At 62.3% G+C, this 9,080-nt stretch carries 6 protein-coding genes; 4 read left to right on the forward strand and 2 right to left on the reverse strand.

The window, feature by feature from the left end:
- Nucleotides 1–35: 35 nt before the first annotated feature.
- On the reverse strand, nt 36–3,332 hold the full coding sequence (locus OH705_RS22385; RefSeq protein ID WP_023630509.1) for a PAS domain S-box protein: 3,297 nt from the start codon (nt 3,330–3,332) through the stop codon (nt 36–38).
- A gap of 62 nt (nt 3,333–3,394) precedes the next feature.
- Nucleotides 3,395–4,273 (reverse strand): LysR family transcriptional regulator, encoded by an 879-nt coding sequence (locus OH705_RS22390; RefSeq protein WP_023630510.1) that lies wholly within the window; start codon nt 4,271–4,273, stop codon nt 3,395–3,397.
- Between the two features lie 132 nt (nt 4,274–4,405).
- Between OH705_RS22390 and leuC the strand changes: the two genes are divergently transcribed.
- The 4 genes from leuC to asd all read left to right on the forward strand — a co-directional run bounded on the left by leuC (nt 4,406) and on the right by asd (nt 8,850).
- The gene (gene leuC, locus OH705_RS22395) at nt 4,406–5,839 is read left to right on the forward strand and encodes a 3-isopropylmalate dehydratase large subunit (protein WP_094012469.1); all 1,434 of its coding nucleotides are present in this window, start codon (nt 4,406–4,408) and stop codon (nt 5,837–5,839) included.
- Nucleotides 5,836–6,477, forward strand: a complete 642-nt coding sequence (gene leuD / locus OH705_RS22400) for a 3-isopropylmalate dehydratase small subunit (protein WP_023630512.1) — start codon at nt 5,836–5,838, stop codon at nt 6,475–6,477. The genes leuC and leuD overlap by 4 nt, the downstream gene beginning before the upstream one ends.
- 114 nt (nt 6,478–6,591) lie before the next feature.
- The gene (gene leuB, locus OH705_RS22405) at nt 6,592–7,674 is read left to right on the forward strand and encodes a 3-isopropylmalate dehydrogenase (protein ID WP_023630513.1); all 1,083 of its coding nucleotides are present in this window, start codon (nt 6,592–6,594) and stop codon (nt 7,672–7,674) included.
- Nucleotides 7,675–7,737: 63 nt separating this feature from the next.
- On the forward strand, nt 7,738–8,850 hold the full coding sequence (gene asd, locus OH705_RS22410; protein ID WP_023630514.1) for an aspartate-semialdehyde dehydrogenase: 1,113 nt from the start codon (nt 7,738–7,740) through the stop codon (nt 8,848–8,850).
- The last annotated feature ends 230 nt before the right edge of the window (nt 8,851–9,080 follow it).

A 9,080-nucleotide genomic window follows, 5' to 3' on the forward strand; every position in this document is an offset into this window, starting at 1 on the left:
CTGCATTCTGTGGCGCAAGCAACTGTGTTTGGGCATCAGTAGTCCGCCGGTGCCTCCAGCAGCATCTGGCGAAACTCCGGCAATGGCAATGGGCGGCTGTGCAGGTAGCCCTGGTACAGGTGGCAGCCTTGTCGCTCAAGGAACTCCAGCTGTTCGGTGAGTTCCACCCCCTCGGCAATCACCGCGAGCTCCAGGCTGCGAGCCATGGCCACGATCGCGCGGACGATCTCGGCGTCGTTGGGGTCGACCGGTGCGTCGCGTACGAAGGTCTGATCGATCTTCAGCGCATCCACCGGCAGGCGCTTGAGATAGGTGAGCGACGAATAGCCAGTGCCGAAGTCGTCCATGGCGAAGCTCACGCCGTGACGCTTGAGTTCGCGCATCTTGCTGATGGTGTCCTCCAGGTTCTGGATGACGATGCCTTCGGTGATCTCCAGCGTGAGCATGCGCCGGGGCAGGCGGTAGTCGTCGAGGCTGCGCAGCACCCGGTCGACGAAATCGTTCTGGCGGAATTGCCGCGGGCTGATGTTGACGCACAGGCTGAAATCGTCGGCGTCGATCAGGCCATCGCCAAGCATCCGCGCACAGGCGTCGCAGGCTTCATCGAGAATCCAGCTGCCGACTTCGAGGATCAGCCCGCTTTCCTCCAGAACCTGAATGAACTGCGCCGGAGGTTGCTGGCCCAGTTGCGGATGATGCCAGCGCAGCAGCACTTCAGCGCCGACGATCCGGTTGTCGCGGGCATCGACCTGGGGCTGGAAGTGCAAGGCCAGTTCGCCGCGGGCGAGGGCCAGGCGCAAGTCGTTCTCCATGCGCAGCCGCTCACTAGCGGCCTTCTGCATGGTGGTGTGGAACAATTGCGTGGTGTTACGTCCGGAGTCCTTGGCGCGGTACAGGGCGATGTCGGCACGCTTGAGCAGGTCGGCGGGGGTGGCGCCATGGTCGGGGATCAGCGCCACGCCGATACTGGGTGTGACCTGCAGGCGCTGGCCGTCCAGCGACATCGGTTCGGCCAGCAGCTCGCGCAGGGTGTCGGCCAGTTCACGTACCTTGTTTTCCACCTGCTCGCGGCTGCCCTCCAGGCCGCTGAGCAAAACCACGAATTCGTCGCCGCCCAACCGCGCCACGGTGTCTTCCAGGCGCACACTGGCTTCGAGACGGGCGGTGATGATCTTCAACACCGTGTCGCCCACTGGGTGGCCGAGCGAGTCGTTGATGTGCTTGAAGTGGTCAAGGTCGAGGAACAGCAAGGCGCCGCGCAGGTTGTGGCGCTTGAGCAGGGCGATCTGCTGACTCAGGCGATCCATCAGCAGGGCGCGATTGGGCAGGTTGGTCAGTGGGTCGTGGTAGGCCAGGTGGCGGATCTGTGCCTGAGCGTTCTTCAACAGGCTGACATCGCGAGCGGTCAGCAGCAGGCAGTCGGTTTCGTTGAGGCTGATTGGCTCTACCGACACTTCCACAGTGAGGATATCGCCGCGCTTGTTGCGGCCGAGCATCTCCCGGTGATGCACCCGGCCGCGCTCGCGCAGTTCGTTGAGCAGGGCAGCGCGCTGTTTCTCATCGGCCCAGATGCCGATCTCGTAGACCGTGCGGCCCAGCACCTCCTCAGGCTTATAGCCGGTCAACCGGCTGAAGCCGTCGTTGACTTCCACATAGCGCCCGCTGTGGCGCTCGGTAATAGTGATGGCGTCGGGGCTGGAATGGAACGCCTTGGCGAATTTCTCCTCGCTTGCCTTGAGCGCTGCCTCGGCGCGTTGCTGCTGAGTAATGTCGCGCAGGGTGGTAACGCTGCACGGCTGGCTGTCTACGCTGATCAGGCGGCTGGAGATCACGCAGGTCAGCGGCGTGCCGTTGCGGTGATTGACCACCACCGCCACATTGCTCAGGGCCTGGTCGCGGATCACCCGCTCGATGCGCTGGGCACGTTCGGCCGACTCGGCCCACAGGCCGATTTCCTCGGCGGTGTGGCCGAGGATCTGCTCCGGGGCCCAGCCAAAGGTCTGGCTGAAGGCCGGGTTGATCTCGATGAACTGACCGCTGTCCTGGCGGGTCACGCAGATGGGGTCGGGGCTGACCTGGAACAGGCTGGCGAACTTTTCCTCTGAGGCCGTCAGACGCTGTTCGCGCTCCACCTGGTCGGTGATGTCGAGCAAAGTGCCGGCCATGCGCAGCGGGTTGCCCTGTTCGTCGCGGTATAGACGGGCGCGGCTTTCGATATAGCGCGAGGCACCGTTGTCGAGCTGTACGCGATAGGTGATCTGGTAATTGCCCGCCGGTCCTTCGCGCAGGCTGCGATAGGCCTGGCGCATGACGCTGCGTTCGTGCTCGGGCACGCCTTCGAAAAAGGCCTCGAACGATTCGTGGAAGGGCACTGGGTCCAGCCCGTGCAGTTGCGCGGCGCGGGCCGAACCGTAGAGCATGCCGCTGGGGATGTGCCAGTCCCAGGTACCCAGCTGGGCCGAGTCCAGGGCCAGATCGAGACGCTCCTGGCTGTCCTTGAGCGCCTGTTCGGCGCGTTTGCGCTCGGTGGTATCGACAAAGGTGCTGATCAGGTAGGTGCCACCTTCGAGTTCGATGCCTTGGGTACAGAGAATGCCATCGTGAATCTTGCCGTTGGTGGCGCGGAACTGCACCTCGAGGGTCAGTGGGCCGCTACCGGCGCGGGTGGCTTCCAGCACCTGGTGACGTTGCTCGGGGTTGACCCACAGGCCCAGTTCGACGCTTGTCTTGCCCACTACTTGAGCGCCCGGCCAACCGAACATGTGCTCGAAGTGCTGGTTGACCTCGATGATCAGGCCGTCATGGCGGCGAGTCAGGAGGATGGCGTTGGGGCTGAGGTGGAACAGGGTGGCGAAGCGCTTCTCCGAATGGATCAGCGCGGTTTCGCGCTCGCGCTGGCGGCTGATCTCGCGGATCACCCCGATCATCTGCGGGCGGCCATGGGGATCGTGGGTAAGGCTGCCGTTGATTTCCAGCCAGTGCACGCTGCCATCGGGCCAGCGGATGCGATGGCGCATGGCCTGCTCGACCGGTTCGCCATTGACCACGGCCTGGAACGCCTGGCGCGTCCGGGCGCGATCCTCCTCGGGCAGCAGGTCGAGGTAATCGATGTCGTTGGGCAGCGGCCGTTGCGGGTCGAAGCCGAACAGCGCCTGGGTGCCCCGCGACCAGCTCACCCGGCCACTCTCGATATCCCACAGCCAAGCCCCCAGGCGCGCGGCGTTGAGCGCGGCCAGCAACTGGGGAGCGTTCTGCCAGGCCTGTTCCGACTCCTGTGGGTCGGCCGCGGGAATACGGGGCAGGCGCGGAAAGCGGTTTGCTGATTTGGGCATCGATACCAGACCTTTGGCGGAAACGCGTCCTTGTGGAGAGAGAATGCCGTGCCTGCGACCGGTCAGGCAGCCCCGGCGTCGCTGTCGAGCAGCGCCATGAAGGCCCTGGCCGCATTCGATAGCGTGCGCTCCGTGTGCAATATGTAGCCTAGCTGGCGCGACAGCTGTATGCCGGGCAGTGCGATGGGCGCAACCTGCTCATCGAGCATAGTACGTGGCAGCACACTCCAGGCCAGGCCGATCGACACCATCATCTTGATGGTTTCCAGATAATTGGTGCTCATGGCGATATTCGGCACCAGGCCCTGGCTTTCGAACAGGCGCTGGACAATATGGTGTGTGAAGGTATTGCCGCCGGGGAACACCGCCGGGTGGCGCGCCACGTCAGCCAGGCTGACTCCGCCGTTGCTGGCCAGCGGGTGCTCCGGCGAGGCGACGAAGTCGAGGGCGTCATTCCAGACTTGAGTCGCCCTGATCAGATGGTGAGGTTCTGGGGCCAGGGTAATAACGGCAATCTCAGCGCGGCCATGGAGAATTTCATCGTAGGCAGCTTCTGAATCCATGAACTGAATATCCAGCGCTACTTCGGGGTGTTGCCGGGTGAAAGCCCGTAATACCGGGGGGAGTCGATGTAAACCTATATGGTGGCTAGTTGCCAGGGTTAGTCGACCTCCCACTTCACCCGTCAGATTGGTCAATGCGCGTCGCGTATCATCGAGCACGTTGAGGATCTGATAGGCCCTTGGCAGCAACGCGCGGCCAGCTTCGGTGAGGTTCACTTCACGGCCCAGCCGATCGAAAAGCCGCACATCCAATTGTTGTTCCAGCCCGGCGATGCGTTTACTGATAGCGGGTTGTGTCAGATGCAGACGCTCGCCGGCGCCGGAAAAACTGCCGGTTTCGGCAATGGCGATGAAGGCGCTGAGGTTGGCCAAGTCCATCTGATTTGAATTCCTGATGGTTATGCAAAGCATGAAAATTATGAATTTGAGTTATTCAATTTAACGCCATAGCATCGTCCGTACAAGCCAAGGGGTCTTTGGCATAGAAAGACGCTGATGAGGAACAGTCTGATGGCTGGTAAAACGCTCTACGACAAACTTTGGGAAGCTCATGAGGTCAAGCGCCGCGATGACGGCTCGTCCTTGATCTACATCGACCGTCATATCATCCACGAAGTGACCTCGCCCCAGGCTTTCGAAGGCCTGCGCCTGGCCAGCCGCCAGCCATGGCGCATCGATGCCAACATTGCCACCCCTGACCACAACGTGCCGACCACGCCTGAGCGTAAAGGCGGTATCGAGGCCATCGCCGACCAGGTTTCGCGCCTTCAGGTGCAGACCCTTGATGAGAACTGTGACGAATATGGCATCGTCGAATTCAAGATGAATGACGAGCGTCAGGGTATCGTGCACGTCATCAGCCCGGAGCAGGGCGCGACCTTGCCGGGCATGACCGTGGTCTGCGGTGATTCGCATACTTCCACCCATGGCGCGTTCGGTGCCCTGGCCCATGGCATCGGCACCTCCGAGGTCGAGCACGTGCTCGCCACACAGTGCCTGGTGGCCAAGAAGATGAAGAACATGCTGGTGCGCGTCGAAGGCCAATTGCCCGCCGGTGTCACCGCCAAGGACATCGTCCTCGCCGTGATCGGCAAGATCGGCACCGCCGGCGGTAACGGCCATGCCATGGAGTTTGCCGGCAGCGCGATCCGCGACTTGTCCATGGAAGGTCGCATGACCATCTGCAACATGTCCATCGAGGCCGGTGCCCGTGTGGGCTTGGTCGCGGTCGACGATACCACCGTCAACTACGTCGAGGGCCGTCCCTACGCGCCAAAGGGCGAGCAGTGGACGCAGGCCATCGAGACCTGGAAAGGATTGGTCTCTGACGCCGACGCAGTGTTCGACACCGTGGTCGAACTCGACGCCGCGCAGATCAAGCCACAGGTGAGCTGGGGCACCTCGCCGGAGATGGTGTTGGCCGTCGATCAGCGCGTGCCTGATCCGGCCGCCGAGCCCGACTTGATCAAGCGTGGCTCGATCGAGCGCGCCCTCAAGTACATGGGCTTGGCTGCGAACCAGGCGATCACCGATATCCAGCTTGACCGCGTGTTCATCGGCTCGTGCACCAACTCGCGCATCGAAGACCTGCGCGCAGCTGCTGAGATCGCCAAGGGCCGCAAGGTCGCCGCCAACATCAAGCAGGCGCTGGTGGTGCCGGGCTCGGGATTGGTCAAGGCCCAAGCGGAGCGCGAAGGGCTGGACAAGATTTTCCTCGAGGCCGGTTTCGAGTGGCGTGAACCAGGTTGCTCGATGTGCCTGGCGATGAACCCGGACCGCCTGGAAAGCGGCGAGCACTGCGCGTCCACTTCCAACCGCAACTTTGAAGGTCGCCAGGGCGCCGGTGGCCGTACCCACCTGGTCAGCCCGGCCATGGCCGCCGCCGCCGCAGTGACCGGCCACTTCATCGATGTCCGCGAGTTGATCCAAGGGAGCGCAGCATGAAAGCCTTTACCCAGCATACTGGTCTTGTCGCACCTTTGGATCGAGCCAACGTCGACACCGATCAGATCATTCCCAAGCAGTTTCTCAAGTCGATCAAGCGCACTGGCTTCGGTCCCAACCTGTTCGACGAGTGGCGCTACCTTGACGTCGGCCAACCATACCAGGACAACAGCAAGCGCCCGTTGAACCAGGATTTCGTGCTCAACCATGCGCGTTACCAAGGAGCCAGCGTGTTGCTGGCGAGGGAGAACTTCGGTTGCGGCTCTAGCCGCGAGCATGCTCCGTGGGCACTCGATGAGTACGGTTTCCGCAGCGTGATCGCGCCGAGCTTCGCCGACATCTTCTTCAACAACAGCTTCAAGAATGGCCTGTTGCCGATCATTCTCGACGCCGCCGAAGTCGACGAGCTGTTCAAGCAGGTCGAGGCCAACCCGGGTTACCAGTTGACCATCGACCTCGACGCCCAGGCCGTGACCCGTCCGGACGGAAAAGTGCTGAAGTTCGAGATCGATGCATTCCGCAAGCACTGCCTGCTCAACGGCCTGGACGATATCGGCCTGACCCTGCAGGACAGCGACGCGATCAAGGCGTTCGAGGGCAAGCACCGCGCCAGCCAGCCGTGGTTGTTCCGCGATTGATCGAAGGCCTCATCACCACGCGTGGAAGCGGGCTTTCCCCGCGATGAGGTCCGTTGGACACTGAGTTTATCGGCGCGCCGACAGGGCGCGCCGCTTGATTGGATAGAGGAAAGCATGAGCAAGCAGATTCTGATTCTCCCAGGTGATGGCATCGGTCCGGAAATCATGGCCGAGGCGGTCAAGGTGCTGGAACTGGCCAACGACAAGTTCCAGCTCGGCTTCAGCCTCACCCACGACGTGATCGGTGGTGCGGCCATCGACAAGCACGGCGTGCCGCTGGCCGACGAGACCCTGGAGCGTGCGCGCCATGCTGACGCGGTTCTGCTGGGCGCCGTGGGCGGTCCGAAGTGGGACAAGATCGAGCGTGACATCCGCCCGGAGCGCGGCTTGCTGAAGATCCGTTCGCAACTGGGCCTGTTCGCCAACCTGCGCCCGGCCATCCTTTATCCGCAGTTGGCCGACGCCTCGTCGCTCAAGCCAGAGATCGTCGCTGGCCTGGACATCCTTATCGTCCGCGAGCTGACCGGCGGCATCTACTTCGGCGCGCCACGCGGCCAGCGCGAGCTGGAAGGCGGCGAGCGCCAGGCGTACGACACCCTGCCGTACAGCGAAAGCGAAGTGCGCCGCATCGCCCGCGTCGGCTTCGACATGGCCCGTGTACGCGGCAAGAAACTGTGTTCGGTGGACAAGGCCAACGTCCTGGCTTCCAGCCAGCTGTGGCGTGAAGTGGTCGAGGAAGTGGCCAAGGACTACCCGGACGTCGAGCTGAGCCACATGTACGTCGACAACGCCGCCATGCAGCTGGTGCGCGCGCCCAAGCAGTTTGACGTGGTGGTGACCGACAATATGTTCGGCGACATCCTGTCGGATGAAGCTTCCATGCTCACCGGTTCCATCGGCATGCTGCCGTCGGCGTCGCTGGATGCCGACAACAAGGGCATGTACGAGCCGTGCCACGGCTCGGCGCCGGACATCGCCGGGCAGGGCATCGCCAACCCGCTGGCGACCATTCTCTCGGTGTCGATGATGCTGCGCTACAGCTTCAACCAGACGGCCGCCGCCGAGGCGATCGAGCAGGCGGTGAGCCTGGTGCTGGACCAGGGCCTGCGCACTGGTGACATCTTCTCCGAAGGTTGCCGCAAGGTCGGTACGCAGGAAATGGGCGACGCAGTAGTCGCAGCGCTGCGGAATCTGTAATCTCTCTGGCCCGCCACCCAAAACTCCCGGTGGCGGCCCACTTTTAGCAAAGGTGTAGTTGCGATGAAACGTGTAGGTCTGATCGGTTGGCGTGGAATGGTCGGTTCCGTGCTTATGCAGCGGATGCTCGAAGAGCAGGACTTCGACCTGATCGAGCCGGTGTTCTTCACCACCTCCAATGTCGGTGGCCAAGGTCCGGCGGTGGGCAAGGACATTGCGCCGCTCAAGGATGCCTACAACATCGAAGAGCTCAAGACCCTCGACGTCATCCTCACCTGCCAGGGCGGCGACTACACCAACGAAGTATTCCCCAAGCTGCGCGAAGCCGGCTGGCAGGGTTACTGGATCGACGCGGCCTCCTCCCTGCGCATGCAGGACGACGCGGTGATCATTCTTGACCCGGTCAACCGCAAGGTCATCGACCAGCAGCTGGATGCGGGCACCAAGAACTACATCGGCGGCAACTGCACCGTCAGCCTGATGCTGATGGGGCTGGGCGGCCTGTTCGAAGCCGGCCTGGTCGAGTGGATGAGTGCCATGACCTATCAGGCGGCTTCCGGTGCCGGCGCGCAGAACATGCGTGAGCTGATCAAGCAGATGGGCGGTATTCACGCGGCGGTCGCCGACGACCTGGCCAACCCGGCCAGCGCCATCCTCGACATCGATCGCAAGGTGGCCGAGGCCATGCGTGGCGAAGGCTTCCCGACCGACAACTTCGGCGTGCCGCTGGCCGGCAGCCTGATCCCGTGGATCGACAAGGAACTGCCGAACGGCCAGAGCCGCGAAGAGTGGAAGGCCCAGGCCGAGACCAACAAGATCCTCGGGCGCTTCAAGAGCCCGATCCCGGTCGATGGCATCTGCGTGCGGATTGGCGCCATGCGTTGCCATAGCCAGGCGCTGACCATCAAGCTGAACAAGGATGTGCCTTTGGCGGATATCGAAGGCATGATCAGCCAGCACAACCCTTGGGTGAAGCTGGTGCCGAATCAGCGTGAGATCAGTATGCAGGAGCTGAGCCCTACCCAGGTGACCGGGACCCTGAACGTGCCGGTCGGGCGTTTGCGCAAGCTGAACATGGGGTCGCAGTACCTCGGGGCCTTCACCGTTGGTGACCAGTTGCTGTGGGGGGCTGCGGAGCCGCTGCGGCGGATGTTGCGGATTCTGCTGGAGCGGTGATCTGGGTGGTTTGAGTTTGGATTTTGAAGGACCCGTGTTGCGAGAGTGATGCGGGTTTTTTTATTGGTGCTAGATTGGTTGTTGGTTGTTGGTTGTTGGTTGTTGGTTGTTGGTTGTTGGTTGTTTTGATTTTTTTTATGCGCATTCATTTGCGATGTCGACGCTTATTCACCTTTCCGCCCTTACGGCGGGTCCCTTTTTGAAGGATCAAAAAGGAACCAAAAAATCCT

The organism is Pseudomonas sp. BJa3 (assembly GCF_026343815.1).
Taxonomy (GTDB): domain Bacteria; phylum Pseudomonadota; class Gammaproteobacteria; order Pseudomonadales; family Pseudomonadaceae; genus Aquipseudomonas; species Aquipseudomonas soli.

Coding starts and splice junctions, on each gene's coding strand:
- OH705_RS22385 (WP_023630509.1), bottom strand. CDS start 3,332: ATGCCCAAATCAGCAAACCGCTTTCCGCGCCTGCCCCGTATTCCCGCG.
- asd (WP_023630514.1), top strand. CDS start 7,738: ATGAAACGTGTAGGTCTGATCGGTTGGCGTGGAATGGTCGGTTCCGTG.
- OH705_RS22390 (WP_023630510.1), bottom strand. CDS start 4,273: ATGGACTTGGCCAACCTCAGCGCCTTCATCGCCATTGCCGAAACCGGC.
- leuC (WP_094012469.1), top strand. CDS start 4,406: ATGGCTGGTAAAACGCTCTACGACAAACTTTGGGAAGCTCATGAGGTC.
- leuD (WP_023630512.1), top strand. CDS start 5,836: ATGAAAGCCTTTACCCAGCATACTGGTCTTGTCGCACCTTTGGATCGA.
- leuB (WP_023630513.1), top strand. CDS start 6,592: ATGAGCAAGCAGATTCTGATTCTCCCAGGTGATGGCATCGGTCCGGAA.